Raw genomic sequence first — 25,364 nt, 5'->3', positions numbered from 1 at the left:
CTGGGAGGGGAGTTCCGGCCGACGTGAAGATTTACGACGCGATCATTGTAGGCGCCGGGCACAACGGATTGGCCTGCGCCGCGCATCTGGCTCGAAAGGGCTGGACAACTTGCGTTCTGGAGCAGAGTTCAGCCATTGGCGGCGCCGTCCGCACGGAACCGTTCACGCTGCCGGGATACCGGCACGATTTCGGCGCGATGAATCTCAGTCTTTTTGCCGGCTCCGCATTTCATAAACTATATGCAGATGAATTGAAATTGCACGGCTTCGCCCTGGCCCCCGCCAGCGATTGCTTTGCCAGCGTGTTTCCCGACGGGCGCTGGTTCGGCGTCAGCACCGACCTGGAAAAGACCGTTGCGCGGCTCGCCCGCCTGTCCGAGCGCGACGCCGAGGCCTGGCGGCGGCTGGTTGCAGCGTTCCCCGGTGAAGCGGCATTGATCTTCGCCGTTCTTGGCTCCCCGATGACGGCGCGCGCGCTGGCCGGACTTGCCTGGAAGGCCTGGCGCTCGGCCGGTGTCGGCGGTGCGCTGAAACTTGTCCGGCTGCTTCTCTCCTCGCCGCGCGCCTGGCTCGACCAGCAGTTCGAGAACGATGCCGTGAAGGCGACATTGGCCGCCTGGGGCATGCATCTCGACTTCGCGCCGGACATCGCCGGCGGCGCGGTGTTTCCCTATCTGGAATCCATGGCCGGCCAGGCGTTCGGCCTTGTCATCGGCAAGGGCGGCGCAGACACGATGATCCGCGCCATGGAGGGCATGCTGCAAGCCGATGGCGGCGTCATTCGCACCGACGCTCGGGTCGAACAAATCATCGTCGAGAACGGCCGCGCCACGGGTGTGCGGCTCGCCGGTGGCGAAACGCTTCAGGCCCGCCGCGCCGTGGTGGCGACGGTGGCCCCACGGGCGCTGGCCGCCGGCCTTTTGCCGAACGGGTCCGGCGATGCCGCGTTCGACAAGGCGGCGCGCGACTTCCGCCATGCGCCCGGCACCATGATGATCCATCTGGCGCTGGACGGCCTGCCCGACTGGAGCGCCGGCGCGGAACTGCAACGCTTCGCCTATGTGCATCTGGCGCCCTCGCTCGACATGATGGCGCGCACCTATCAACAGGCCATTGCCGGCGCCTTGCCCGACGAGCCGGTGCTTGTCGTCGGTCAGCCCACCGCGATCGATCCAACGCGCGCTCCCGATGGTAAACACGTCCTGTGGGTCCAGGTGCGCGTGCTGCCGGCCGAGATCAGATCGGATGCGGCGAGCCGGATCGCCCCCGATACCTGGGACGTGGTCAAGGACGCCTATGCCGACCGCGCGCTGGCGATCATCGAGCGCTATGCGCCCGGCCTGTCGAAGAAGATTCTCGGCCGCGCCGTCTTCTCGCCGCTCGACCTCGAACGGGCGAATCCGAATCTCGTCGGCGGCGACCAGATCTGCGGCAGCCATCATTTGTCGCAGAATTTTCTCTTCCGTCCGGTGCCGGGTTTTGCCGGCTGGAACACACCGGTCGCTCATCTCCACCTGGCTGGCGCGGCCACCTGGCCGGGCGCCGGCGTCGGCGCCGCCTCGGGCTTCATGCTCGCCCAGCAATTGGGAGGACGCTGAAACCGAACCTTCTTCCTGACACCGGCATTTTGCAGTCAGGTGGAATCACCTGACGTCCGCATAAATGCGGAAAAGCAAAGTGATAGAGCGTCCTTTATGCGTCCGAATGGACGCATGGCGCTCTAGCGATCACAATGACGCCCGCAAGCCGCACGAAATCAACACAGATGGCCAGCCGGGCAAACACAAGGGGAACCATCATGAGCTGGACACCAAACAGACGACACCTTTTGGGCTATGGCGCCGCCGCCTTTGGCGCCGCCGCTTTCGGCCTGCCGGTCTCGGCGCGCGCCGCCGGCGACGAGCTGACCATCGCCTACAACGTCAACCTGCCCTCCTGGGATCCGACCACCGGGCCCTCGGCGGTCAATCCCACCGTGCAGGGCTTCTATCAATCGGTCTTCGACCAGTTCATCGCCCAGAAGCCGGACCTTGCCTTCGCGCCGGGCCTGATCACCGAGTGGGGCTGGAACGACGACCGCAGCAAGATCCACATGACCGTTCGCGAAGGCGTCACCTGGCATGACGGGTCGCCCTTCACCGCGGAAGACGTCGTCTGGTCGCTGGAGCGCGCCGCCAAGCCGGAGACCGGCAATCCGATCCAGTTCGTCTGGTCGAAAATCGGCAACTTCTCCATCGACGGCAGCAAGATCACCGCCGACGTCCTGTCGTTCGAGCCGACCCTGTTCAAGTGGATGTCGTTTCTCACCGGCTATGTGATGCCGAAGGCCTATTACGAGAAGGTCGGCGCGGAGGGCTTCGAAGCCGCCCCCATCGGCACCGGCCCCTATATGGTCGACAAGTTCGAGCGCAACGCCTTCCTGCGGCTGAAGGCCAACCCCAACTATTGGGGCGGCAAGCCGGCGTTCGAGAACGTCACCATCAAATTCGTCACCGATGCGGCGAGCCGCGTTGCCGAGGTCGAATCGGGCCGTTCGCAGGTAACGCTGGAAATCCCCTACGAGGAGTATGACCGGCTGATCGCCAAGGACGGGCTGGCCGGCGCCGCCACGCCCATTTCCGACATCGGCATGATCTTCCTGAACGACATCGAGGTGATGACCGACCGCAATGTGCGCCAGGCCGCCGTCATGTCGATCGACAAGACGCTGCTGGTCGACCGCCTGTTGCGCGGCTACGGCAAGCCGATCGACACGCTGGAAGCGCCCGAATACGCCGCCTTCGACGACAGCATCAAGACGCCCTACGATCCCGACAAGGCGCGCGAGCTCCTCAAGGCGTCCGGCTACTCGACCGACAACCCGGTGAAATTCAAGATCCAGACGACGCGCGGCTTCAAGCCGAAGGATTACGAGATGATCCAGGCCATTGTCGGCATGTGGCGCAAGGTCGGCATCGAGGCGGAGATCGAGGTCTACGAGATCGCCAAGCATTTCGAACTGCGCGCCGCCGACCAGCTTGCGCCCGCCGCCTTCTACAACTGGGGCAATGCGATCGGCGATCCGACCACCTCGACCGGCTTCGCCATGTATGGCCCCAGCCCCCATTCGGTCTGGGACGGGCAGGACCTGATCGACATGATCAACCCGCTTTGGGGCGAGCCGGACGAGGAGAAGCGCATCGCCGGCTGGAAAGCCGTATCGAAGCACATCGCCGAGGAAGCCTATGTCATCCCGCTGATCCAGTATGTGCAGCCGGTTGTCCACGCAAAGAACGTCAACATCGTGCCGCACATCTCCGGCGCCCTGCTGCCGGCGTTGATGACGCCCGCCTGACCTTCGTGCTGAAAGATACAAGCCGGCGGGGCCTCGGATATCCCCGCTGGCATGGCTTTGAAATCTGGATTGGCATGTGATTCTGCAAAAATTCCTGTTGCGCCTGATGACCATGGCCGTGACGCTGTTCGGCGTCGCCGTCGTGGTCTTCGTCGTCATTCGCGTGGCACCCGGCGACCCCATCGCCATGATGCTGCCGCCCGGCGCCGGCCCCGAAGACATCGAGCGCCTGCGCGCGCTCTACGGCCTCGACAAGAGCCTGCCGCAGCAATTCGTCATCTGGCTTGGCGGCGTCCTGCAAGGCGATTTCGGCACCTCCATCTCGCTGCGCCAGGATGTGTTGTCCCTGGTGCTTGGCCGGCTGCCGGCAACGCTGGAGCTTGCCACCCTGGCCCTGTTGATGGCCCTGGCCATCGGCGGCCCGCTGGCCATTCTCGGCGCCCGCGAGCGTGGCACGGCGGTGGAGGCCGGCATCGATGTCGCCGGTGGGGCCGCCTTGTCGATCCCCGATTTCCTCTGGGGCCTGTTGCTGATCCTCGTCTTCGGCGTGCTGGCGCCGATCTTCGAGATTTCCGGCCGCGTCTCGCCCAGCCTCGACCTGCCGTTTGCCACGCAGTTCTATCTGGTCGAGAGCATTCTCCGGCTGCGCTTCGACCTGACCGCCGACCTCCTGGCGCACATGTTCATACCGGCATTGGCGCTGGCGCTGCCGCTTGCCGCCATCATCACCCTGCTCCTGAAGCAATCGCTGAAAGAGGTGATGGACCTGGACTACGTCGTGCTGGCGCGCGTGAAGGGCTTTTCCGAAACCCAGGTCATCCTGCGCGAGGCGCTGAAGAACGCCGCCCTGCCGACCCTGACGCTGATCGGCGTGCAATTCACCTTCCTCATCGGCGGCACGGTGATCGTCGAACGCCTGTTTTCCTATGAGGGGCTTGGCAACATGGCGATCGATGCGGTCATCAACCGCGACCTGCCGCTGATCCAGGGCATCGTCCTCGTTTTCGCGCTGATCTTCGTGCTCATCAATCTGGCCGTCGATCTCTCCTATGCGCTGCTCAATCCGAGGCTGCGTCATGGATAGCGCCCGCGCGACGCGCCGCCCGAGCGCGCGGCTGTGGCTCGCCGGCCTGTGGCTGGCGCTGGTCTTCATCGCCGCGATCGCCGCGCCCCTTCTCGCCCCGCAAGACCCGCTGGCCCAGGATCTGCTTTACGAGCGTCTGCCCCCCTTCTGGATGGCAGGTTCCGAATCCGGCTATCCATTGGGCACGGACAGCCTCGGCCGCGACCTGCTCTCGCGTCTGATCTACGGCGCCCGCATCGCCGTCATCGTTGCGCTGGTGGCCGCTTTCGCCGCCTGCCTGCTCGGTTCGGCCCTTGGTTTGATAGCCGGCTACTTCGGTGGGTGGGCGGATCGCATCATCTCGCGCCTCGTCGATATCTGGATGGCCTTTCCGCCGGTCCTCTTCGCGATTCTGCTCGTGGCCGTGCTCGGCACCGGCCTTCATTCGGTCATCATCGCCATCGCCGTGATCGATTGGACCCGCTTCTGCCGGGTCGTGCGCGCCGAAACCATGGTCCAGGCGCGCATGGACTATATCGAGAATGCGCGGATCGTCGGCTTCGGCCGCTGGCGCATCATGCTGAGCGAGGTGCTGCCGAACGTACTGCCGCCCATTATCGCGCTTCTATCCCTGGAGATGGGCATCGCCGTCATCGTCGAGGCCATCCTGTCCTTCGTCAACCTGTCGATCTCCACCGACGATCCGACCTGGGGCGGCATCATCGCCGAGGGCCGCCTGTCGATCCATCAGGCCTGGTGGATCCTCGTATTCCCGCTGATCACCCTGTTCCTCACCGTGCTCTCCTTCAGCCAGTTCGGCGAGGGATTGAAGAGCCGCTTCGACCCGGTGCTCAGATGACCGCCCAGCCTCTCTGCCTCTCCATCGGCGCGCTCAGCGCCACCCTGCCGAATGGCGACCGCGTGCTGCGCTCCGTCTCGCTCGATGTCGCCGCCGGCGAGGTGCACGCGCTGGTCGGCGAAAGCGGCGCCGGCAAGAGCATGATCGGCAAGGCCCTGCTCGGTGTCCTGCCGCCCGGCGTGCGCCAGGTGGAAGGGTCGATCACGCTCGAGGGAACCCGGCTGGAAACGCTGGCCCCAGCGGCGCGGCGGCGGCTGATCGGCGCCCGTACCGCGCTGATCCCGCAGGACCCGCTGACGGCGCTCAACCCGTCGCGCCGCATCGGCCCGCAGATGACCGACCGGCTGACCCACATACTGGGCTGGCCGGCGGCAAGCGCCCGCGCCCGCATTCGCGAAATGCTGGCGGAGGTGCATATCCGCGAACCGGACCGCGTCATCGCCGCCTATCCGCACGAGCTTTCCGGCGGCATGCGCCAGCGCGTGCTGATCGCCGCGGCCTTCGCCGCCGAACCGCGCCTGATCGTCGCCGACGAACCGACCACGGCGCTCGACGTCACGGTGCAGAAGCAGATTCTCCGGCTCATCGCCGATCTGCAGCGCCGGCATGGCACCGCCATCCTGTTTGTCACGCACGACCTTGGTGTCGTCGCCAAGATCAGCCAGAGCGTTTCGGTCCTGTATGCCGGCATGGTGGTGGAGCGGGCGCCGGCGCCGGAACTCTTCGCGACACCCAGGCATGCCTACACAAAGGCGCTGATGGCCGCCACACCGCGCTACACCCACCCCGCCTCCAGCCTGCAGCCGGTGAACAGCGCGGTTCTGGCCGAACTGGCGCTGGAGGTGCGGGCCGCCGACACCGAATGGAAGCGCGCGCATGGCTGACCGCCTGTTCACTGTCGAGGGGCTGAAGGTTTCCCTGCCCGACATGGCCCGCAAGCCGCTGCTTGGCCCGGCGCCGATGCTGGACATCCTGCACGGGCTGGATTTCACCCTTGAGCGCAATTGCATCACCGGCATTGTCGGCGAATCCGGCTCCGGCAAATCGACGCTCGGCCGCGCTCTGGTCCGCCTGCTGGAGCCAAGCGCCGGCAGCGTCGTCTTCGATGGTCACGACATCGCGCATCTGCCGGAACCGGCGCTGAAACCGTTGCGCCGCGACCTGCAGATGATTTTCCAGGACCCCATGTCGTCGCTCAACCCGCGGCGCACCATCGGTGCGATCATCGCCGCGCCGATGCGCCATCACGGCCTGGCCGACCGCATCGACGAGCGTGTAGCGGCGGCGCTGACCCGCGTCGGTCTGCCGGAAAATTTCGCCGCCCGCTACCGGCACCAGCTTTCCGGCGGGCAGAGGCAGCGGGTCGGCATCGCCCGCGCCCTGGCGCTGGAACCGAAATTCGTCCTTGCCGACGAGATCGTCTCGGGCCTCGATGTCTCCACCCAGGCGCAGATCCTGACCCTGCTCGACCAGCTCGCCAGCGAGATGGGACTGACGATCGCCTTCATCAGCCACGACCTCTCGGTGATTCGCCGCCTGTGCCGGAACACCATCGTCATGCGGGCCGGCCGCATCGTCGAGGCGGGGCCGACCGATGCGCTGTTCGCCGCGCCGCGCGAGACCTATACGCGCGAGCTGATTGCCGCCATCCCGCTACCGGAAATCGATGATGACTGGCTGACGCGCTGAAGTTTTCACGACCGGCTGCGCAAGCGGGATGCCCAAGCCGGTTTCCCGTGATATTGAGCGAGCATGGCGCAGAAGAAAGCACATGAAGTCGACCGCTGGCTGGCCCGGCCCGAAACGGCAGTCCGCATCGTCCTGATCTACGGGCCGGACCGCGGCCTGGTCAGCGAGCGTGCCCGTCGTTTCGCCGAAGGCACGAAATTGCCTCTCGACGATCCCTTCACCGTTGTCCGCCTCGATGCGGCAGAGGTGGAGCAGCAACCGGGCAGGCTGGCCGACGAGGCGCTGACCGTGCCGATGTTTTCGCCGCAACGCCTGATCTGGGTCAAGGGAGCGGCCAATCAGAAGGCGCTGGTCGCCGACATCACGGCCCTGTTGGAAACGCCGCCGGCCGATTGCGTCGTCCTGGTCGAGGCTGGCGACCTGCGCAAGGGTGCATCATTGCGCTCGGCCGTCGAACGCGGCAACAGCGGCATGGCGCTGCCTTGCTATGCCGATGACGGGCGCGGGATCGACGCGGTCATCGATGAAGCGCTCGGCGCCGCCGGCCTCAGCATCGCGCTGGACGCGCGACAGGTTCTGAAATCCAATCTCGGCGGCGACCGCCTGGCGACGCGCGGCGAGTTGGAGAAGCTGGCGCTCTATTGCGCCGGCAACGGCCAGGTGACCGCCGACGATATCCGCCGGTTGACGGGCGATGTCTCCGGCCTGAGCGCCGACGAAGCCGTCGATGCCATCATCATCGGCCAGTTCAAGGAATTCGATGGCGCGTTTCGCCGCTTCCTGTCGGCCGGCAACCCGCCCTTCCTTGTCCTGTCGGCCACTTTGCGGCAGATCCACACGCTGCAGACCCTGCGCCGGGCCATGGACGCCAGCGGCCAATCGGCCAGCGCGGCGGTTGCCTCGGCCCGCCCGCCGGTTTTCTTCTCGCGCCGCAAAACCGTGGAAACCGCGCTGAGCCGCTGGAGCGGCAGCGCATTGCAAAGCGCTGGAGAACGCCTGCAGGCAGCCATTCTGCGCACAAGGCAAAGACCGGCCCTCGCCGTCCCGATCGCCCGCCAGGCCCTGATGGCACTCGCCATCGAGGGCGCGCGCGGCCGGCGTTAACGCTTGGCTAACCATAAATGACGGCAGCGATGGCCGAGGCTATTGCTTCAGCAGGCGGCACAGCTCGTCGAGCTGCTCCAGGCTGCGATAGGCAATGCGCATTTCGCCACCGCGTTCCTTATGGTTGATAACCACTTTCAGGCCGGTCTGATCGCTCAGCAATTTCTGCAGCGCCAGCGTGTCGGCGTCCTTTTCCTTGCGCGTCTTGCCGCCTTCGGCAGCTTCCGTCGCCGATGGGGCACTGGCCAGAGCCTCGGCCTGCCGCACGGAAAGCCCGTCTTCGACAATGCGCCGGGCGAGCCCAAGCGGGTCTTCCGCCGTCACCAATGTGCGCGCATGGCCGGCCGACAACGACCCGTCAATGATCAGATCGCCAATCACGTCCGGCAGCTTCAAGAGGCGCAGCGTATTCGCCACATGGCTGCGGCTCTTGCCGATCACCTGGCCCAAATCCGCCTGGGTGTAGCTGTGATCGTCGATCAACTGCTGGTAACCGCGCGCCTCTTCCAGCGGATTCAGGTCAGCCCGCTGAACATTCTCGATGATAGCCAGTTCCAGCGCCGCTTTGTCATCCACCTCGCGCAGGATAACCGGAATTTCGTTCAGTCCGGCCTTTTGCGCCGCACGCCAACGGCGCTCGCCGGCAATGATTTCGAAACGGCCGGGCGCCGAGCCGGAACGCACCACCACCGGCTGGACGATGCCATGCTCGCGGATGGATTGCGCCAGATCGCTCAGTTCGGCCTCGATGAACTGGCGACGCGGATTGCGCGGATTGGGGGAAATGAACTCGATCGGCACGGCACGATCGGCGCGCACGGTCTCTTGCCGAGCGGCCTCCGGTTTGTCCATCTCGCCGATCAGGGCGGCCAGGCCGCGGCCCAGGCGTTTGCGTGAGGGATCTTCGTTCATGTTACAACACCACCAAGCACCAAACTGACATATTCCGTGACGGCCGCTCCCGCCGCCATGCTATGCGGCCCGCAAGCGCCGCTCGCGGCGAATCACTTCCGAAGCGAGCTGCAGATACGCCTGGCTGCCCGAGCACTTCAGATCGTACAGGATCGCCGGCTTGCCATAGGACGGCGCCTCGGAAACCCGCACATTGCGCGGAATGACCGTCTCATAGACCGTTTCGCCCATATGCGCGCGCACATCCTCGACCACCTGGTTGGCCAGATTGTTGCGTCGATCGAACATGGTCAGGACGATGCCCTGGATGCCAAGCTTCGGATTGATCGACCCGCGCACCTGCTCGACGGTCTCGAGAAGCTGGCTCAGGCCTTCCAGGGCGAAGAACTCGCACTGCAGCGGCACCAGGACGGAATCCGCCGCAGCCATGGCGTTCAGCGTCAACAGATTGAGCGATGGCGGACAATCGACCAACACGTAAGAGTAAGGATAGGCCTCGTCCCGCAGCGCGTTGCGCAGCTTCAGGACGCGGTCCGGCGCGCTGGAGATTTCCATTTCGATGCCCAGAAGGTCGAGCGTCGATGCGACCACGGACAAGCCCGGCACCGCGGTTTCCATCGCCGCTTCGATGAGACCGGCGCGCCCGGTCAGCACGTCATAGGACGAAACGTGCCGGTCTTTGCGGTCGATGCCCAGGCCGGTGCTCGCATTGCCCTGCGGATCCAGATCGACGACCAGAACATTCTCGCCGATCGCCGCCAATGCCGTGGCGAGATTGATCGCCGTCGTGGTCTTGCCGACCCCGCCTTTCTGGTTTGCCACTGTGATGATTCGCGTGCCGCTGTTCATCGCTGCTGCTACCCCGGATTAACCCAATACAGAAGGTTTGCGCGACGCCGCCCCTGGTGGTCTGACCGAAACAGAGGTATCCATCCGTTTCGGTAAGTCAGCCCACAAGCTATTGATCTGGTGGGGCGATTTTTCCCAACAGATGGGTACATCTGTTAGAATCGCACCGCTGGCGAAACCCGACTTGGGTTACTCACATCCAGAATAACAGCATCCGCATCAACCTTGTCAGCATGTTCTACCAGATCGAATCGCCACACGTTAACGCTTTCTTCCACCTCGCGGCGGTAATCCCGGCCTTTATGAAACAAGCCACGCGCGCCATTGCTGAGCCACGGTGCCGTCAGTTCCAGCAGCAACGGCAACGGCGCCAAGGCGCGCGCAGTGACGATTTCCGGGCTTCCCACTGCTGTGTAGCACTCTTCGATGCGCCGTGCGTGGATGCGTGGCGCGACACCGACCTCATTCAGCGCCGCGACGAGAAACGCCGCCTTCTTGCGGTTGCTTTCGACCAGCTGAACCGTGGATTCGGGCCTTCCGCCGAGCAGAATCGCCATGATCGCCCCGGGGAATCCACCCCCGGAACCCACATCCACCCAGTGGCGCGCCTGCGGCGCCAGGCGCAGCAATTGCGCGCTGTCGAGAATATGCCGCTCCCAAAGCGTGCCGAGCGTCGAGGGTGCCACCAGGTTGATGCGCTTTGCCCAGCGCTGAAACACCGCCTCAAACGCCACCAATCGATCGAATGTTTCACGTGAAACCGGCCCGGCGATTGTCTGCAGCTGATTGAACCGCTCGGCGCTCACGCGGCACCCAGTTCGAATTCCACGTGTCGCAATGTCGCTATGATCAGGGCCAGCGCGGCTGGCGTCATGCCGTCGATCTTCTGTGCATCGGCGATGTTGCGCGGCCGGCGTAGCGCCAATTTCTGCTTTAGTTCGTTCGACAGACCGGGCACCGCTGAAAAATCCAGATCGCCCGGAATTTCGCGGGCTTCCTCGCGGCGCAGCATGGCCGCATCGTTGCTCTGCCGTTCCAGATAGACGGCATAGCGCGCTTCGGTTTCCAGTTTCTCCGATAAAAGCGGAGGAATTTCAGATAGTTCCGGCCAGATGCCGGTGAGACGGCGCATATCGACATCCGGATACGACAGGAGATCATAGCCGCTGCGCCGCACGCCATCCCGGTTCAGCACGATACCATGCTGCGCGGCTTCATTCGGGCTAATGGAACGGTTCCGAATCGATTCCCGCGCGGCAGCGAGTGCCGTCTCCTGCTCCGAGAACCGCCGCATGCGCTCTCCACCGGCAATGCCGAGCCGGATCGCCAGCGGCGTCAGGCGCGCATCCGCATTGTCGGCGCGCAGCGACAGGCGATACTCGGCCCGTGACGTGAACATGCGATACGGCTCGCTGACCCCGCGCGTAACCAGATCATCCACCAACACGCCGATATAGGCGTCGGCGCGGCTGAGAACCACCGCATCGGCGCCTGATGCGCGGCGCGCAGCGTTGATGCCGGCGAGAATTCCCTGCGCCGCGGCTTCCTCATAACCCGTCGTGCCATTGATCTGCCCGGCCAGGAACAAGCCGTGCACCTTGCGGGTCTCCAGCGATGGCTCCAGCTCGCGCGGATCGATATGGTCATACTCGATCGCATAGCCCGGCTGCAGGATGACCGCCCGTTCAAGCCCCGGGATCGTTTTCAGCAGCGCTTCCTGCGCGTCCTGCGGCAGTGACGTCGAAATGCCGTTCGGATAGACCGTATCGTCATCCAGCCCTTCCGGTTCGAGAAAGATCTGGTGCCCTTCCCGGTCGCCGAACTTGACGATCTTGTCTTCGATAGAGGGGCAGTAACGCGGCCCGATGCCGTCGATCGCCCCGGAATACATGGCCGAGCGATGCAGATTGGCGCGGATGACCGCATGCGTTTCAGCGTTCGTCCGTGTGATGCCGCATTCGATCTGGCGATTGACGATGCGATCGGTCAGCAACGAGAACGGCGTCGGGTCATCATCGGCCGGCTGCATATCCAGGCCCGACCAGTCGATGCTGCGGCCATCCAGCCGCGGCGGCGTTCCGGTTTTCAAACGGCCGAGCCGAAAACCCGCCTTCTCCATCGACCGGGAAAGCCGCTCCGCCGCCTGTTCGTTCATGCGGCCGGCCGGGATCTTCTTTTCGCCGATATGAATGAGACCGCGCAGAAACGTCCCGGTTGTCAGGACGACCGCACCGCACCGCAACTCCCGTTCACCGGAGATGACCACGCCGGCAACCTGCTCCTTCTCGATCAGCAGTTCGAGCGCTTCACCTTCGATGATCTCGAGACCGGCTTGCTGATGAACCGCTTCCTGCACCGCAAGTCGGTACAGCTTGCGGTCCGCCTGGGTGCGCGGACCGCGCACGGCCGGACCCTTGCGTCGATTCAGCAGGCGAAACTGGATCCCTGCGGCATCCGCCGCCCGGCCCATAATGCCGTCGAGTGCATCGACCTCGCGAACCAGATGCCCCTTGCCGAGCCCGCCAATCGCCGGATTGCAGGACATCACGCCGATCGTATCGGAGCGCAGCGTGATCAGCGCGGTCCTGGCGCCGGCGCGCGCTGCCGCAGCAGCGGCTTCGCAACCCGCATGGCCACCGCCAATCACTGCAACGTCATAGTGTTCAATCATTGTCTGTCCCTGCCCGCGCACCCCTGCGCTGTCTGCGAACGTCCACGCGAACAGGCGCGTCGCCTACAATCGGAATGGCCGAGACATGTCCCCTTACAGCTCTCCCGTCAAGGGAGCCTCGCAAGAATAGGTTTCACGTGAAACAATCTTTCGCCATTGTCTCCATCAGCAGGCCGTTGTTTCACGTGAGTCACATGTCCGTCTCAATGGCGGACCTGAAAGGTGTTTCACGTGAGTCATTTGCCGATGCAGAATTGCGAAAAGATCGTGTCGAGCAGATCTTCCACGTCAATGGCGCCGGCGATGCGGCCGAGCGCGTCGGCGGCCAGGCGGAGTTCTTCGGCACGAAGCTCCAGTCCCAGATGATCCATCGCCACGGCCTGGCGGGCATGACGCGCCGCCAGTCGTATCAAATGAACATGCCGCTCGCGAAACGGCAACAGCTCCGCGGCGCGGCGTGTGCTGTCGGCGCAGATGCCGCCGAGCCTGGTGAGAAGCTCCTCCAGCCCCACCCCTGTTTTCGCCGAAACAGCACAATCGTACGCGGCCAGCAATCGAGCGTCATGTGCCAGGTCGATCTTGTTGGCGACGCGGATATGGGCGGTGCCCTCGGGCAGCGCGACGCTCTGCGGATTATCGGCGTCCTCAAGCAGGATGATCAAATCCGCCTCGCGTGCACGATCCATCGCCCGATCCATGCCCAGCGCCTCGATGCGGCCGGGATCGGCGCGGATGCCGGCTGTGTCGGTGACGATGACCTTGGCCCCGCCGATATCCAGCGCCGCTTCCAGAACGTCGCGTGTCGTGCCGGGTTCTTCGGTGACAATGGCGATGTCGCGCCGCGCCATGGCATTCAGCAGGCTCGACTTACCGGCGTTCGGCGCGCCGAGTATCACCACACGAAAACCGTCGCGGATGATCTCCGCATCGCGATAGCCGTCCGCATGATGGTCCATCAGCGCGCACAGGGCTTCGACCTCGCGCCAAACCGTTGCCGCGATCGATCCCGGCACGTCCTCTTCATCGGCAAAATCCAGCTCTGCCTCGATCATCGCGCGAGCGCGGAGAAGCGTCTGCCGCCAGTCGGCATAGAGTTTCTGGTGCCTGGCATCGCCGCTCGCCAGCGCGAACCGCCGCTGCGCCTCGGTCTCGGCAGCAATCAGGTCCGCCAGGGCCTCGGCCCCCGTCAGGTCGATCTTGCCATTCAGGAAGGCACGTTTTGTGAACTCCCCGGCCTCTGCCGGGCGAAATGTCGGGCGTCGCCCGAGCGCATTCAGCACCGCCCGCACCACGGCGCGGCCGCCATGCAGATGCAGTTCGGCGCAATCCTCGCCGGTAAAACTGTGCGGCGCCGGAAAGAAAAGAACCAGACCCCGGTCAAGCAACGTGCCCTGTTGGTCGCGAATGGCCGTCAGTCGCGCCATACGCGCTTGCGGAACCGCACCCGTCAGAGCTTCGAGCGCCTCGGCAACGCGCGGGCCCGACAGCCGGACGATCGCCACGCCGGCGGGCAACCCACCGCTCGACAGGGCAAAGATCGTTTCGCGCATCTGCATTTGCCCTGTCATCAAAAGCACCCTACCGTCCCGGTCGTGATCCGTATGACCGAACATATGTTACGAGGCCCCTGCGTGCTGCCCGCCAAGAACCTTCTCGCCGATGAAACCAGTCCCTACCTGCTGCAACACAGGGACAATCCCGTGCATTGGCGGGCCTGGTCTCCCGCTGCCCTGGCTGAAGCGCAGACGCTCGACCGCCCGATACTGCTTTCCGTCGGCTATGCCGCCTGCCATTGGTGCCACGTCATGGCCCATGAATCCTTCGAGAACGACGCGGTCGCCGCCGTCATGAACCGACTTTTCATCAATATCAAGGTCGATCGGGAGGAACGCCCCGAGATCGACCAGATCTATATGGCGGCGCTGGCGGCCACCGGCGAGCAAGGCGGCTGGCCGCTGACCATGTTCTTGAGCCCGGATGGCAGCCCATTCTGGGGCGGAACCTATTTTCCCCCGGAGCCGCGCTTTGGCCGGCCTGGCTTCATCCAGGTTCTCGAGGCGGTCCATGCCGCCTGGCGGGATAAGCGTGCCGAGCTGACAAAGAGCGCGGGCGACCTGAAAGCCCATGTCCAGGCGCGCCTGGCCCCACCGCCCGGCAAAGCGGGCGAACCCGGCGATGCGCTGAACGATCTCGCGGCGCGCATCCATGGCATGATCGATCCGGTCTCCGGTGGACTGCGCGGCGCGCCGAAGTTTCCCAACGCACCGTTCACGAAGGCACTTTGGCTGAACGGTCTGCAAAGTGGCGATCGGGCGCATCTGGACGCGGTTGTCGACAGCCTTCGGCATATGCTGTCCGGCGGCATATACGACCATGTCGGCGGCGGTCTTGCCCGCTACGCCACGGACGATCGCTGGCTCGTGCCGCATTTCGAGAAGATGTTGTACGACAATGCCCAATTGCTGCAGCAGATGTGCTGGGCCTATGGGTACACCCGGGATGAATTGTTCCGCATCCGAATCGAAGAAACCGTCGCATGGCTGTTGCGCGACATGCGCGTCGATGGCGGCGCATTCGCCTCCAGCCTCGATGCGGACAGTGAAGGCGAGGAGGGGAAATCCTACCTGTGGTCGCATGGCGAATTGTCCACCATACTCGGCGACGACACCGCCGCCTTCCTGAGCGTGTTTGATATCACCAAGCCCGCCGACTGGCACGGGGATCCGATCCTGCACCGCCTGAACCGTCCGGTATTCATCGATGCGGAAACCGAAGCCCGCATGCGAGTTCTGCTCGACAAGCTGCTCGTCGCGCGGAATCTGCGCCCGCAGCCCGGCCGCGACGACAAGGTTCTGGTCGACTGGAACGGCATGACGATAGCCGCGATTGCTACGGCAGGCAGGTTGCTGGATCGAGCCGATTGGATCGAAGCGGCGCAAACCGCCTATCGTTTCGTATGCGAATCGATGGCGGACGGGCGGCTGCCTCACAGCATACGTGGCGGCAAACGGCTTTTCCCCGCATTGGCAAGCGATCACGCGGCCATGATATCGGCCGCCATTGCTCTGTTTCAGGCAACGCCCGACGCGGAGTTGCTTCTTCAGGCACAAAGATGGCTGGCCGATCTTGAAAAGTGGCACGCGGACGCGGCGCAAACAGGCTTCTATCTGACCGCGTCGGACGCCACCGACGTGCCGATGCGCATCCGTGGTGATGTGGATGAGGCGGTTCCCTCGGCAACCAGCCAGATCATCGAGGCGCTTCTCGGCGTCACCATGCTGACCGGCGAGGCCCGTCTGGAACGGATGCTGCCTGATACCGCTCAGACAGCCCTCGGCCGCGCCACGGCACAGCTCTACGGCCAGGCCGGCATCGTTTATGCGGCCGCGCTGGTTGCATCCCCGCTCAAGCTTGTGATGGTTGAACCAGAGGATCGCCCGCTGTTCGTTCCGGTAGCGAATCGAAATTCCGATCCGCGCCGTTTCGACGCTGTTCTTCCGCTGGGCGGCAAGGCGGAAACCTTGCCGGGTGGCGTGGTGATCGACACGACGCGCCCGGCGGCTTATCTTTGCCAGGGCCAGACATGCCTGCCGCCGATAACGGATCCGGCTGTGCTGGAACGCACATTGCGTTCCCAATAGCCCGCGATTGCGCGAAAAACATGGTTACCCAATGCTTAACGCGCCGGGCCACGCATCACGTGTTCATCGAATCGAAGAACTCGGAATTCGCCTTGGTCTGCTTCAGCTTGTCGTTGAGGAACTCGATCGCGTCCGTCGTGCCCATCGGCGCCAGGATGCGGCGCAGCACGAATATCTTCTGCAGGTCCTGGCGGGCGATCAGCAGGTCTTCCTTGCGGGTGCCTGATTTGAGGATGTCGATGGCCGGGAAGATGCGCTTGTCGGCAACCTTGCGGTCGAGAATGATTTCCGAATTGCCGGTGCCCTTGAACTCTTCGAAGATGACCTCGTCCATGCGGCTGCCCGTGTCGATCAGCGCCGTGGCGATGATGGTCAGCGAGCCGCCTTCCTCGATGTTGCGCGCCGCGCCGAAGAAGCGCTTCGGCCGTTGCAGGGCGTTGGCATCGACACCGCCGGTCAAAACCTTGCCGGAAGACGGCACGACGGTGTTGTAGGCGCGGCCGAGCCGGGTGATGGAATCGAGCAGGATCACCACATCCCGGCCATGCTCGACCAGCCGCTTGGCCTTCTCGATGACCATTTCGGCCACCTGCACGTGCCGTGTGGCCGGCTCGTCGAAGGTCGAGGAGACGACCTCACCCTTCACCGAGCGCTGCATGTCGGTCACTTCCTCGGGGCGTTCGTCGATCAGAAGGACGATCAGGAAGCATTCCGGATGGTTGGAGGTGATCGAGTGGGCGATGTTCTGCAGGAGCACGGTCTTGCCCGTGCGCGGCGGCGCGACGATCAGGCCGCGCTGCCCCTTGCCGAGCGGCGCCACCAGGTCGATCACCCGCGCCGAAAGGTCTTTCGTCGTCGGATTCTCGATTTCCATGTTCAGCCGCTCGTCGGGATAAAGCGGTGTCAGATTGTCGAAATGGATCTTGTGGCGGATCTTCTCCGGATCCTCGAAATTGATCGTGTTGACCTTCAGCAGCGCGAAATAGCGCTCGCCTTCCTTCGGGCTGCGGATCGGCCCCTCGACCGTATCGCCGGTCTTCAGCGAAAAGCGGCGAATCTGCGAGGGCGAGATGTAGATGTCGTCCGGACCGGGCAGATAGTTGGCCGATGCCGAGCGCAGGAAGCCGAAGCCATCCTGCAGCACCTCGACCACGCCCTCGCCGATGATCTCGAAATCCTGCGACGCGAGCTTCTTGAGAATGGCGAACATCAGCTCCTGCTTGCGCATGATGCTGGCGTTCTCGACCTCAAGCGATTCGGCGAACGCGATCAGATCGGTCGGCGATTTGCTTTTCAGCTCTTGGAGTTTCATTTCCTGCATGTGGCGGACTCTGGAAAAGGCAATGGAATGATGGGGAATCGGCGGATATGGGGCCGGCCGGCTTCACTCGAAACGGGAGAGATCGGGGAACCGGACAAAAAGGAAGGAACCGTCTTTTATCGCTGTCCCGGCCAAAGGGCAAGATAGCTTCAGCGGTTCCGTATTCAAGGCGGCTTTGACTTCCAGTATCAGAAGGGCTTGACGATAACAAGGATGACGATGAGAACCATCAGCACCGTCGGCACCTCGTTCATTATACGCCAATGACGCGCCGGCTTGGTGTTGGCGTCCGCTGCAAAACGGCGAACGGCGCCCGAGAAGTAGCCATGAACGCCGGACATGGCGACGACGAGCGCGATTTTCGCATGCAGCCAGCCGCCATGAAAGCCGAATCCCTTCCAGGCCAGCCATAGGCCGAGCACCCAGGTCACCATCATGGCCGGATTGATGATCAGCCGCAAAAGCCGGCCCTCCATCACCTTGAAGGTCTCCGACTGCGGCGAACCGGGCTCGGCTTCCGCGTGGTAGACGAACAGGCGCGGCAGATAGAGCATGCCGGCCATCCATGAGATGACGGCGATCACATGGATCGCTTTCGCCCAGAGATAGAACCCGTCCGGATCGAAAAAGAACAGCAACGCCGCCAAAGCGGCAAAGATGGCCAGCGCAACGGCGGCCCTGAGCGCGGCCTTCTTCCCGCCCGTATCCTGCCCTGTCGCCATCATCCGGCCTCCCTGACCCGTTTGAGCATTGCTTCCACATGGGCGACCGGTGTGTCCGGCGTGATCCCGTGGCCCAGATTGAACACGAAGGGGCCGTCCTTCAGCGCCGCGACAATGGCGTCCACGCCTTCCAGGAGCGCGTCCCCGCCCGCCACCAGCCGAAGCGGGTCCAGATTGCCCTGCACCGCGCCCTCGGCCTGCAGGCGCCGTGCCGTACCCATCGACACCGTCCAGTCGAGCCCGAGCGCCGTCACGCCGGTCTGCCGGCGATACCCCGCATAAAGCGCGCCTGCGCCCTTCGGAAAGCCGATGATCGGCACGCCGGGGTGTTTCTCGCGCACCCGCGCCACCATCCGCGCCACCGGCTCGACGCACCAGCGTTCGAAGGAAAGCTCGTCCAGAACCCCGGCCCACGAATCGAAGATCTGCACCGCATCGGCGCCCGCATCGATCTGGCGCACCAGATGGTCGGCCGAGCAATCGGCCAGAAGGTCGATCAGCGCGGCAAAGGCCTCCGGCTGCCGATGGGCGAAAAGCCGTGCCGGCGCTTGGTCCGGCGTTCCATGCCCGGCGATCATGTAGGTCGCCACCGTCCATGGCGCCCCGCAGAAGCCGAGCAGGGTTGTCTCTTCCGGAAGCGCCTTCCGCAGACGCCGCACCGTCTCGTAGACCGGCGCCAGATGATCCCGAACACCGGCATCGTCGAGCTTGGCGATGCCCGCCGCATCGATCGGCGTCATCAGTGGCCCCCGGCCTTCCTCGAAACGCAGGTCGCGGCCAAGCGCATGCGGCACGACGAGAATATCGGAAAACAGGATCGATGCATCGAACCCGAAGCGCCTGATCGGCTGCAGCGTTACCTCGACCGCCAGATCGGGGTTGTAGCAAAGATCGAGAAAGCTCCCCGCCTGCTTCCTCGTTTCCCTGTATTCCGGCAGATAGCGTCCTGCCTGCCGCATCATCCATACGGGCGGCGGGAACACAGTCTCGCCTCTCAGCACGTCGAGGATTCTTCGTTGCCCCATCAGGCCCGCTCCACAGTCAGGAGTCAAAAAGATAATTCTTTATTAGGAATCTTCTGATTCTATGAGTCTGTTTGTAACGTGGATTCAATTCTGTCCACGGAAAGCCGCCGCATCTCGCTGGTCGAATTGCCGCGCCCGCCGGATATACCCATCTTGAAAACATCGGGGATTGCCGGGATTCCGATAGCCTGATCAGTGGCTTGCGTGATCCTGTCCTTTGAAGCCGCAGTGGATGGCGCAGGGCCATATTTGCATCGCCTGTAGTTCTCCACACCGCCGATGCGCATTTCACAGCACCCCTTGTTGTGGATGAATCGTCGAGTTTTCAAACGGTCGAGCCTCGCCAAGCGCCGCGCCGGGCGTTATCAACAGCCATCCACATGGGCAGGTAGAAATCCGTGCAGCAATCGCAACGCTTCTTCCATCTTCACATGATTTCTGATGCGACCGGCGAGACGCTGCTGGCCGCCGGCCGCGCCGCCGCCGCGCAATACAAGGATGCACGCGCCATCGAGCATATCTACCCGCTGATTCGAAACGAGAAACAGCTCGCCCGGGTGCTCGAGGAAATCGAGGAAGAGCCCGGCATCGTGCTCTACACGGTGGTCGATCAGAAGCTGGCCCGCCGGGTCGATGAAAGCTGCGCCGCGCTCGGCCTGCCCTGCGTTTCGGTGCTTGAACCGGTGCTGATGGTGTTTCAATCCTATCTGGGAACACCCGCCGGCCGCCGGGTCGGTGCGCAGCACGTCCTCGACGCGCAGTATTTTCGCCGCATCGAGGCGCTCAACTTCACCATGGAGCATGATGACGGCCAACTGCCGCTCGACATGGAGGAAGCCGATATCATCCTCGTCGGCATTTCACGCACCTCCAAGACGCCGACCAGCATCTACCTGGCCAATCGCGGCGTGAAGACGGCCAATGTGCCGATCGTTCTCGACATGGTGTTGCCGGAAGACCTGGCCTTGGCGAAGAAGCCGCTCATCGTCGGTCTCGTTGCCTCGGCGGAACGCATTTCGCAGATTCGCCAGAACCGCATTCTCGGCACGGTCAACGAGGACGACTTCAATCCCTATACGGACCGTGGCACCATCGCCCGTGAAATCGCCTATGCGCGGCAGATCTGCGCCCGGCATGGCTGGCCGGTGATCGACGTGACACGCCGCTCGATCGAGGAGACGGCAGCCGCCATCCTGGCGCTGCATGCGAAATCGCGTGAAAACAGGGAGGCCTGACATGTCCGATACGCCGCAGATCATCCTCGCCTCTGGCAGCCCTTTCCGCCGGATGTTGCTGGAAAACGCCGGCCTCCGGTTCCGCGTCGAACGGTCTTCCATCGACGAGCGTGCCGTCGAGGAAACCCTTGAAGGCAGCCATGCCGATCCCGAAGCCGTGGCGCAGGTTCTGGCCGAGGCCAAGGCAGTCGAGGTTTCCGAGCGGTTTGCCGATGCGCTGGTGATCGGCGCCGACCAGACCTTGTCGCTGGGCGACGAGGTGTTCCACAAACCGGCCGACATGGAGGCCGCGCGCCGTCATCTGCTGAAACTGTCCGGCCGCACCCACCAGCTCAACAGCGCCGTGGTGCTGGCCCGCAACGGCGCGGCGATATGGCGCCATGTGGGCATCGCCCGGCTGACCATGCGCAAGCTCGATCCGGGCTTTGTCGGCCGTCATCTGGCGCGTGTCGGCGAGAAGGCGCTGGGCAGCGTCGGCACGTATCAGATCGAGGGCGAGGGAATCCAGCTTTTCGAAAAGATCGACGGCGACAATTTCACCATTGTCGGTCTGCCGCTCCTGCCGCTGCTTGCCGAACTGCGCGCTCTGGAGGCCATTGATGGCTGAGGCGCGCGCATCCGGCCCACGCGCATTTGTCTGCGGGCATCCCATCGCCCATTCGCGCTCGCCGCTGATCCATGGTCATTGGCTGGCGGTGCACGGTATCGCCGGCAGCTACGAGCGGATCGACGTGGCGCCGCTCGACTTCGAGCTGTTCCTGCGCGGCCTTGAAAAAGCCGGCTTTGCCGGCGGCAACGTCACCCTGCCGCACAAGGAAGCGGCCTTTCGCCTGGTCGATAAGCACGACAAGGCCGCCCAGATGATCGGCGCGGTCAACACGCTGTGGTTCGAAGGTCCGATGCTCTGCGGCGGCAACACGGATGCCTACGGCTATGCCGCGCATCTGGATGCGACGGCGCCGGCCTGGCGGGACGGCACGGTGGCGGTGGTGCTCGGCGCCGGCGGCGCGGCACGGGCGATCGTCCACGCGCTCCAGGAAGCCGGCTATGACGATATCCGCATCGTCAACCGGACGCTGGACCGCGCGGCGGAGCTCGCGCAGCGTTTCATCGGCGGCGCCGGCGCCCACGGCTGGCAGGCGCTGCCGGCCTTGCTCGGCACGGCCGACCTTCTCGTCAACACGAGCGCGCTCGGCATGACCGGCAAGCCACCGCTGGAGATCGCGCTTGATCCCCTGCCGGACCACGCCATCGTCAGCGACATCGTCTATGCGCCTCTGAAGACCGATCTGCTGGCCGCTGCCGAGGCGCGCGGCCTGGCAACGGTCGATGGGCTGGGCATGCTGCTGCACCAGGCGGTGCCCGGTTTCGAGCGCTGGTTCGGTGTCCGCCCGGCCGTCACCGAAGCCCTGCGCAAACATGTGCTCGCCGATCTGGAGCCAACCGCATGATCATCCTTGGCCTGACCGGGTCCATCGGCATGGGCAAATCGACCACGGCAAAGATGTTCGCCGACGAAGGCGTTCCCGTGCACGATTCCGACGCCGCCGTGCACCGCCTCTACAAGGGGGCCGCAGCTCCTCTCATCGAGGCCCGCTTTCCAGGCGTGGTGGTCGATGGCGCCGTTGATCGCGGCCGGCTGGCGCAGGCGGTTCTCGGCGACCCGGAAGCGCTGAAGGCGCTGGAAGCCATCGTCCATCCGCTGGTGCGCAAGAATGCCGACGATTTCGTCGCCGAGAACCGGGCGCGAGGCTCGCGACTGGTCCTTCTCGACATCCCGCTCCTGTTCGAGACCGGGGGGAAGGACCGCGTCGACAAGGTCGTCGTCGTCACCGCGCCGGCCGAGGAACAGCGCGCCCGCGTGTTGCGCCGCCCCGGCATGACCGAGGAAAAATTCGCCGCGATCCTGGCGCGCCAGGTGCCCGACGCCGAAAAGCGCCGCCGCGCCGACTTCATCATCGACACGGGCCGCGGCATGGAGCCGGCGCGCGCCGCCGTCAGGGCGATCATCGCCGAGCTTTCCCCAGGCGAAAGTGGTCGCGGCTGACAGCTTCCTTGCCTGGCGGGGTGTCGGCGCGCATGTTGGCTGAGGCTGTGCTGGCACGATTTGGAGCGGATCAATGCGGGAAATCATCTTCGACACCGAAACCACGGGCCTCGACCCGCGCCTCGACCGGGTGATCGAACTCGGCTGCGTTGAGCTGGTCAACCGCTTTCCCACCGGCCGCTCGCTGCATCGCTACATCAACGCGCAAGGCCGCTCGGTCCATCCGGAGGCGCTGGCCGTGCATGGCATCAGCGATGCGGATCTGGCCGACAAGCCGATCTTCGGCGCGATCCTCGAGGAGTTCATGGAATTCATCGACGGTGCCAAGCTCGTCGCACACAATGCCAGTTTCGACATGGGCTTCATCAATGCCGAGTTCGACCGCCTGGGGCAATTGCCGGTCGATCCGGGCCGCGTCGTCGACACGTTGGCGATCGCCCGCCGCAAGCATCCCATGGGGCCGAATTCACTCGATGCGCTGTGCCGCCGCTATGGCATCGACAACAGCCGCCGCACCAAGCATGGCGCGCTTCTCGATGCCGAACTTCTGGCCGAGGTCTATATCGAGCTGATCGGCGGCAAGCAGGCGGCACTCGGGCTGGAAACAGTCGCCGGCGCAACGCAGGAGAATGGCAACCAGGCGGGTGAAGCGGTCAGCATCGCCCAGCGTCCCGTGCCGCTTGCACCAAGGATAAGCGACGCCGAACGCGCCGCCCATGAAGCCCTGGTGGAAAAGCTGGGAGAAAAGGCGCTCTGGCGCACGCTGCGCGCCTGAGCGGTCTGAAGCCGGGCGGACAGGGCCACCGGCACGAAAATCATGGTCAGGAAGCCATGACCTTGCTCTTGGCCTGTTCCTCGGCGACGCGCTGCTGGAACATGCGGGCGAAATCGATCGGATCGATCATCAGTGGCGGGAAACCGCCGGCGCGCGTCGCCTCGGCAATCACCTGGCGGGCGAACGGGAACAGAAGCCGTGGGCATTCGATGAACAGCACCGGCAGCATGTGCTCCTGCGGGAAACCTGCGATGCGGAAGACGCCGCCATAGACCAGCTCGACGTTGAACAGGACGGTCTTCTCGGCTTCCGCCTTGGCGTTCAGCGTCAGCACCACGTCGTAGTCGTTTTCACCCATCGGGTTGGCATTGACGTTGACATTGATGTTGATGGCCGGCGCTTCCGAGCGGCCACGCAGCGACTGCGGTGCGCCGGGGCTCTCGAAGGAGAGATCCTTGACATACTGGGTCAGCACGTTCAGCGACGGCTGCGCGCCATTGCCGGCGGTCGTTGCTTCCTTCGCGGCTTCGGCGTTTTCTTCTGGTTTCTTGGCCATGCGTGTTCTTCCTCAGTCTGTTTCGGCAGCCGCGCGGCTCCCCTGATGTTGCCTGCTCGCTAGCATGGGGACCGCCGCATGACAAGGCAACCCGGGCGGCAAACGGGCGGCGAGCAGGAGGCGGATATGCCGCCTATTCCTGCCCCGGTCGCCGCCACGGGGATTTTTTCGCTTCGGTCTCGTTATAGTCGTCGCTCGACAGATCGATGGTCCGCGGCCCGTTGTCGCGCGGACCCCGCGCGGGGTCGTGACCGGAACCCGCAGGGCCGCCCGGCATGCCCATGACCACCACCCGTTTGCGCAGGAACGACCAGCCGGCATCGCGCACGGCGGGCACGAAAAGCAGAAAACCCAGCGTGTCGGTGATGAAGCCGGGCGTGAGCAGCAGAACGCCGGCGACGAGAATCATCACCCCATGCACCAGATCGCGACCGGGCGTACCACCCTGGTTCATCGTTTCCTGGATACGCCGGACGACGCCAAAACCCTGGATGCGCAGCAGGATCGAGCCGGCGATTGCCGTTGCGAGCACAAGGCCGAGCGTCGGAAAGACGCCGATCTGGCTGCCGACCATGACGAATGTGGCAATCTCGGCGAGCGGGATTGCCAGGAGAAGGAAGGGGACGATGGAGAATCGCACGAAGCATTAGCCTTGTTGATCGGTTTTGCGAGAGATTCTGACCGTTGCATGCTGGTCAGTGACGAAAACATAGGTATTCTGACCGATAATTTGAATGATGGCTCCCCGCGTTCTATATGATTTCCGGTAAGGACGGGGTGCCGTCGACCATGCGCCTGTCCTTGAGCCGGTTGGCGTTGCGGAACAAAGTGGCTTGTTTGGCTGGACAATATGGAATTCTTTGATTTCGGCACGATTTTCTTTCTCATCGCCGCGGCGGTGATCTTTTTCCAGCTGCGCAACGTTCTGGGCCGTCGCACGGGCAGTGAACGCCCGCCCTTCGATCCCTATTCGGCAAACCGCAAGCCGGGCGCCAAGAAGGACGCCGAGGAGCGCGAGAACGTCGTTTCCCTGCCGCGCCGCAAGGGCGCCGCCGAGCCGGACCCGACCTACGCCGAGATCGACAAGGCGGCCAAGCCCGGCACCGAGCTGAACAAGGGCATGCGCGCCATCCGCGACGCCGATGCCTCGTTCGAGCCGAAGAGCTTCGTCGAAGGCGCCAAGATGGCCTATGAGATGATCGTCATGGCCTACGCCGATGGCGATCGGCGCACCCTGAAGAACCTGCTTTCGCGTGAGGTCTATGAGGGTTTCGTGGCGGCGATAGACGAACGCGAGAAGCGCAACGAGAAGATCGAATCCTCCTTCGTCGGCATTGACGGCATGGACATCATCGCTGCCGAGATGAAGGGCACGGAGGCCCATGTCACGCTGCGCGTCGTCAGCGAGCTGATCTCCGCCACCCGCGACAGCGCCGGCGAGGTGATCGACGGCGATCCCGAGACCGTCGCCGAAGTCAAGGATGTCTGGACCTTCGCCCGCGACACCCGCGCCCGCGACCCCAACTGGAAGCTTGTCGCCACCGAAGCCGAGGATTGATCC

General features: G+C 64.1%; 24 protein-coding genes. 14 read left to right on the top strand and 10 right to left on the bottom strand.

Going from position 1 to position 25,364, the window contains the following annotated elements:
• The first annotated feature begins 23 nt into the window (after positions 1-23).
• From AB843_RS12785 to holA, 7 genes are all read left to right on the top strand, one after another.
• Positions 24-1,598 carry a phytoene desaturase family protein gene (locus AB843_RS12785; RefSeq protein ID WP_048647242.1) on the top strand — a complete coding sequence of 525 codons (1,575 nt, stop codon included), beginning with the start codon at positions 24-26 and terminating at the stop codon, positions 1,596-1,598.
• Between the two features lie 200 nt (positions 1,599-1,798).
• The gene (locus AB843_RS12780) at positions 1,799-3,334 is read left to right on the top strand and encodes an ABC transporter substrate-binding protein (RefSeq protein ID WP_048647241.1); all 1,536 of its coding nucleotides are present in this window, start codon (positions 1,799-1,801) and stop codon (positions 3,332-3,334) included.
• Between the two features lie 76 nt (positions 3,335-3,410).
• On the top strand, positions 3,411-4,418 hold the full coding sequence (locus tag AB843_RS12775; protein ID WP_048647240.1) for an ABC transporter permease: 1,008 nt from the start codon (positions 3,411-3,413) through the stop codon (positions 4,416-4,418).
• The gene (locus AB843_RS12770; protein ID WP_048647239.1) at positions 4,411-5,256 is read left to right on the top strand and encodes an ABC transporter permease; all 846 of its coding nucleotides are present in this window, start codon (positions 4,411-4,413) and stop codon (positions 5,254-5,256) included. The genes AB843_RS12775 and AB843_RS12770 overlap by 8 nt, the downstream gene beginning before the upstream one ends.
• A complete protein-coding gene (locus tag AB843_RS12765; protein WP_048647238.1) occupies positions 5,253-6,140 on the top strand; it encodes an ABC transporter ATP-binding protein in 888 nt (295 codons plus the stop codon). The genes AB843_RS12770 and AB843_RS12765 overlap by 4 nt, the downstream gene beginning before the upstream one ends.
• Positions 6,133-6,945, top strand: coding sequence for an ATP-binding cassette domain-containing protein (locus AB843_RS12760; RefSeq protein WP_048647237.1), 813 nt, complete (start codon positions 6,133-6,135; stop codon positions 6,943-6,945). Before AB843_RS12765 ends, AB843_RS12760 begins: the two co-directional genes overlap by 8 nt.
• 63 nt (positions 6,946-7,008) lie before the next feature.
• Positions 7,009-8,049 carry a DNA polymerase III subunit delta gene (gene holA / locus AB843_RS12755; protein ID WP_048647236.1) on the top strand — a complete coding sequence of 347 codons (1,041 nt, stop codon included), beginning with the start codon at positions 7,009-7,011 and terminating at the stop codon, positions 8,047-8,049.
• 39 nt (positions 8,050-8,088) lie between these two features.
• Here holA and AB843_RS12750 read toward each other — a convergent pair whose 3' ends face one another.
• The 5 genes from AB843_RS12750 to mnmE all read right to left on the bottom strand — a co-directional run bounded on the left by AB843_RS12750 (position 8,089) and on the right by mnmE (position 14,037).
• Positions 8,089-8,961, bottom strand: a complete 873-nt coding sequence (locus AB843_RS12750; protein WP_048647235.1) for a ParB/RepB/Spo0J family partition protein — start codon at positions 8,959-8,961, stop codon at positions 8,089-8,091.
• A 60-nt stretch (positions 8,962-9,021) separates the two neighbouring features.
• Positions 9,022-9,810, bottom strand: coding sequence for a ParA family protein (locus AB843_RS12745; RefSeq protein WP_048647234.1), 789 nt, complete (start codon positions 9,808-9,810; stop codon positions 9,022-9,024).
• A gap of 155 nt (positions 9,811-9,965) precedes the next feature.
• Positions 9,966-10,616 (bottom strand): 16S rRNA (guanine(527)-N(7))-methyltransferase RsmG, encoded by a 651-nt coding sequence (rsmG, locus tag AB843_RS12740; protein ID WP_048647233.1) that lies wholly within the window; start codon positions 10,614-10,616, stop codon positions 9,966-9,968.
• Positions 10,613-12,481: a tRNA uridine-5-carboxymethylaminomethyl(34) synthesis enzyme MnmG gene (mnmG, locus tag AB843_RS12735; protein WP_048647378.1), complete on the bottom strand. Its 1,869-nt coding sequence runs from the start codon at positions 12,479-12,481 to the stop codon at positions 10,613-10,615. The genes rsmG and mnmG overlap by 4 nt, the downstream gene beginning before the upstream one ends.
• 236 nt (positions 12,482-12,717) lie before the next feature.
• Positions 12,718-14,037 carry a tRNA uridine-5-carboxymethylaminomethyl(34) synthesis GTPase MnmE gene (gene mnmE, locus AB843_RS12730; RefSeq protein WP_048647232.1) on the bottom strand — a complete coding sequence of 440 codons (1,320 nt, stop codon included), beginning with the start codon at positions 14,035-14,037 and terminating at the stop codon, positions 12,718-12,720.
• Positions 14,038-14,094: 57 nt separating this feature from the next.
• Here mnmE and AB843_RS12725 point away from each other — a divergent pair, with 57 nt between their 5' ends.
• Positions 14,095-16,122, top strand: a complete 2,028-nt coding sequence (locus tag AB843_RS12725; protein WP_048647377.1) for a thioredoxin domain-containing protein — start codon at positions 14,095-14,097, stop codon at positions 16,120-16,122.
• A gap of 55 nt (positions 16,123-16,177) precedes the next feature.
• On the opposite strand, the gene rho is transcribed toward AB843_RS12725, so the two are convergent.
• From rho to hemE, 3 genes are all read right to left on the bottom strand, one after another.
• Complete coding sequence (gene rho, locus AB843_RS12720) at positions 16,178-17,443, bottom strand: transcription termination factor Rho (RefSeq protein WP_087587097.1); 1,266 nt, start codon at positions 17,441-17,443, stop codon at positions 16,178-16,180.
• A gap of 188 nt (positions 17,444-17,631) precedes the next feature.
• Positions 17,632-18,168, bottom strand: coding sequence for a protoporphyrinogen oxidase HemJ (gene hemJ / locus AB843_RS12715; protein ID WP_048647231.1), 537 nt, complete (start codon positions 18,166-18,168; stop codon positions 17,632-17,634).
• Positions 18,165-19,190 (bottom strand): uroporphyrinogen decarboxylase, encoded by a 1,026-nt coding sequence (gene hemE, locus AB843_RS12710; RefSeq protein WP_048647230.1) that lies wholly within the window; start codon positions 19,188-19,190, stop codon positions 18,165-18,167. Before hemE ends, hemJ begins: the two co-directional genes overlap by 4 nt.
• A 398-nt stretch (positions 19,191-19,588) precedes the next feature.
• Here hemE and AB843_RS12705 point away from each other — a divergent pair, with 398 nt between their 5' ends.
• From AB843_RS12705 to dnaQ, 5 genes are all read left to right on the top strand, one after another.
• Positions 19,589-20,425, top strand: a complete 837-nt coding sequence (locus AB843_RS12705; protein ID WP_048647229.1) for a pyruvate, water dikinase regulatory protein — start codon at positions 19,589-19,591, stop codon at positions 20,423-20,425.
• 1 nt (position 20,426) lies between these two features.
• The gene (locus AB843_RS12700; protein WP_048647228.1) at positions 20,427-21,032 is read left to right on the top strand and encodes a Maf-like protein; all 606 of its coding nucleotides are present in this window, start codon (positions 20,427-20,429) and stop codon (positions 21,030-21,032) included.
• On the top strand, positions 21,025-21,876 hold the full coding sequence (locus AB843_RS12695; protein ID WP_048647227.1) for a shikimate dehydrogenase: 852 nt from the start codon (positions 21,025-21,027) through the stop codon (positions 21,874-21,876). The genes AB843_RS12700 and AB843_RS12695 overlap by 8 nt, the downstream gene beginning before the upstream one ends.
• Positions 21,873-22,472 (top strand): dephospho-CoA kinase, encoded by a 600-nt coding sequence (gene coaE, locus AB843_RS12690; RefSeq protein ID WP_048647226.1) that lies wholly within the window; start codon positions 21,873-21,875, stop codon positions 22,470-22,472. Before AB843_RS12695 ends, coaE begins: the two co-directional genes overlap by 4 nt.
• A gap of 73 nt (positions 22,473-22,545) precedes the next feature.
• Entirely contained in the window at positions 22,546-23,247 is a 702-nt protein-coding gene (dnaQ, locus tag AB843_RS12685; RefSeq protein ID WP_048647225.1) for a DNA polymerase III subunit epsilon, read from the top strand.
• Between the two features lie 46 nt (positions 23,248-23,293).
• On the opposite strand, the gene secB is transcribed toward dnaQ, so the two are convergent.
• Positions 23,294-23,803: a protein-export chaperone SecB gene (secB, locus tag AB843_RS12680; protein ID WP_048647224.1), complete on the bottom strand. Its 510-nt coding sequence runs from the start codon at positions 23,801-23,803 to the stop codon at positions 23,294-23,296.
• A gap of 133 nt (positions 23,804-23,936) precedes the next feature.
• Positions 23,937-24,443: an FxsA family protein gene (locus AB843_RS12675; RefSeq protein ID WP_048647223.1), complete on the bottom strand. Its 507-nt coding sequence runs from the start codon at positions 24,441-24,443 to the stop codon at positions 23,937-23,939.
• Positions 24,444-24,653: 210 nt separating this feature from the next.
• On the opposite strand from AB843_RS12675, the gene AB843_RS12670 reads away from it, so the two are divergent.
• Positions 24,654-25,361, top strand: coding sequence for a Tim44/TimA family putative adaptor protein (locus AB843_RS12670; protein WP_048647222.1), 708 nt, complete (start codon positions 24,654-24,656; stop codon positions 25,359-25,361).
• Positions 25,362-25,364: the final 3 nt, after the last annotated feature.

This window comes from Nitratireductor soli (genome assembly GCF_001050155.1).
Lineage (GTDB): Bacteria > Pseudomonadota > Alphaproteobacteria > Rhizobiales > Rhizobiaceae > Nitratireductor > Nitratireductor soli.
Note: the sequence above shows the minus strand (reverse complement) of the source record. Positions and strands in the feature narration are given on the sequence as shown.

What these genes read in the sequence shown, in the direction of transcription:
- AB843_RS12725 (WP_048647377.1), top strand. Translation starts at nt 14,095, where the DNA reads ATGTTACGAGGCCCCTGCGTGCTGCCCGCCAAGAACCTTCTCGCCGAT.
- hemJ (WP_048647231.1), bottom strand. Translation starts at nt 18,168, where the DNA reads ATGATGGCGACAGGGCAGGATACGGGCGGGAAGAAGGCCGCGCTCAGG.
- rho (WP_087587097.1), bottom strand. Translation starts at nt 17,443, where the DNA reads ATGCAGGAAATGAAACTCCAAGAGCTGAAAAGCAAATCGCCGACCGAT.
- secB (WP_048647224.1), bottom strand. Translation starts at nt 23,803, where the DNA reads ATGGCCAAGAAACCAGAAGAAAACGCCGAAGCCGCGAAGGAAGCAACG.
- AB843_RS12765 (WP_048647238.1), top strand. Translation starts at nt 5,253, where the DNA reads ATGACCGCCCAGCCTCTCTGCCTCTCCATCGGCGCGCTCAGCGCCACC.
- AB843_RS12770 (WP_048647239.1), top strand. Translation starts at nt 4,411, where the DNA reads ATGGATAGCGCCCGCGCGACGCGCCGCCCGAGCGCGCGGCTGTGGCTC.
- AB843_RS12780 (WP_048647241.1), top strand. Translation starts at nt 1,799, where the DNA reads ATGAGCTGGACACCAAACAGACGACACCTTTTGGGCTATGGCGCCGCC.
- holA (WP_048647236.1), top strand. Translation starts at nt 7,009, where the DNA reads ATGGCGCAGAAGAAAGCACATGAAGTCGACCGCTGGCTGGCCCGGCCC.
- AB843_RS12745 (WP_048647234.1), bottom strand. Translation starts at nt 9,810, where the DNA reads ATGAACAGCGGCACGCGAATCATCACAGTGGCAAACCAGAAAGGCGGG.
- AB843_RS12670 (WP_048647222.1), top strand. Translation starts at nt 24,654, where the DNA reads ATGGAATTCTTTGATTTCGGCACGATTTTCTTTCTCATCGCCGCGGCG.
- coaE (WP_048647226.1), top strand. Translation starts at nt 21,873, where the DNA reads ATGATCATCCTTGGCCTGACCGGGTCCATCGGCATGGGCAAATCGACC.
- hemE (WP_048647230.1), bottom strand. Translation starts at nt 19,190, where the DNA reads ATGGGGCAACGAAGAATCCTCGACGTGCTGAGAGGCGAGACTGTGTTC.
- AB843_RS12695 (WP_048647227.1), top strand. Translation starts at nt 21,025, where the DNA reads ATGGCTGAGGCGCGCGCATCCGGCCCACGCGCATTTGTCTGCGGGCAT.
- AB843_RS12760 (WP_048647237.1), top strand. Translation starts at nt 6,133, where the DNA reads ATGGCTGACCGCCTGTTCACTGTCGAGGGGCTGAAGGTTTCCCTGCCC.
- mnmG (WP_048647378.1), bottom strand. Translation starts at nt 12,481, where the DNA reads ATGATTGAACACTATGACGTTGCAGTGATTGGCGGTGGCCATGCGGGT.
- AB843_RS12750 (WP_048647235.1), bottom strand. Translation starts at nt 8,961, where the DNA reads ATGAACGAAGATCCCTCACGCAAACGCCTGGGCCGCGGCCTGGCCGCC.
- mnmE (WP_048647232.1), bottom strand. Translation starts at nt 14,037, where the DNA reads ATGCAGATGCGCGAAACGATCTTTGCCCTGTCGAGCGGTGGGTTGCCC.
- dnaQ (WP_048647225.1), top strand. Translation starts at nt 22,546, where the DNA reads ATGCGGGAAATCATCTTCGACACCGAAACCACGGGCCTCGACCCGCGC.
- AB843_RS12700 (WP_048647228.1), top strand. Translation starts at nt 20,427, where the DNA reads ATGTCCGATACGCCGCAGATCATCCTCGCCTCTGGCAGCCCTTTCCGC.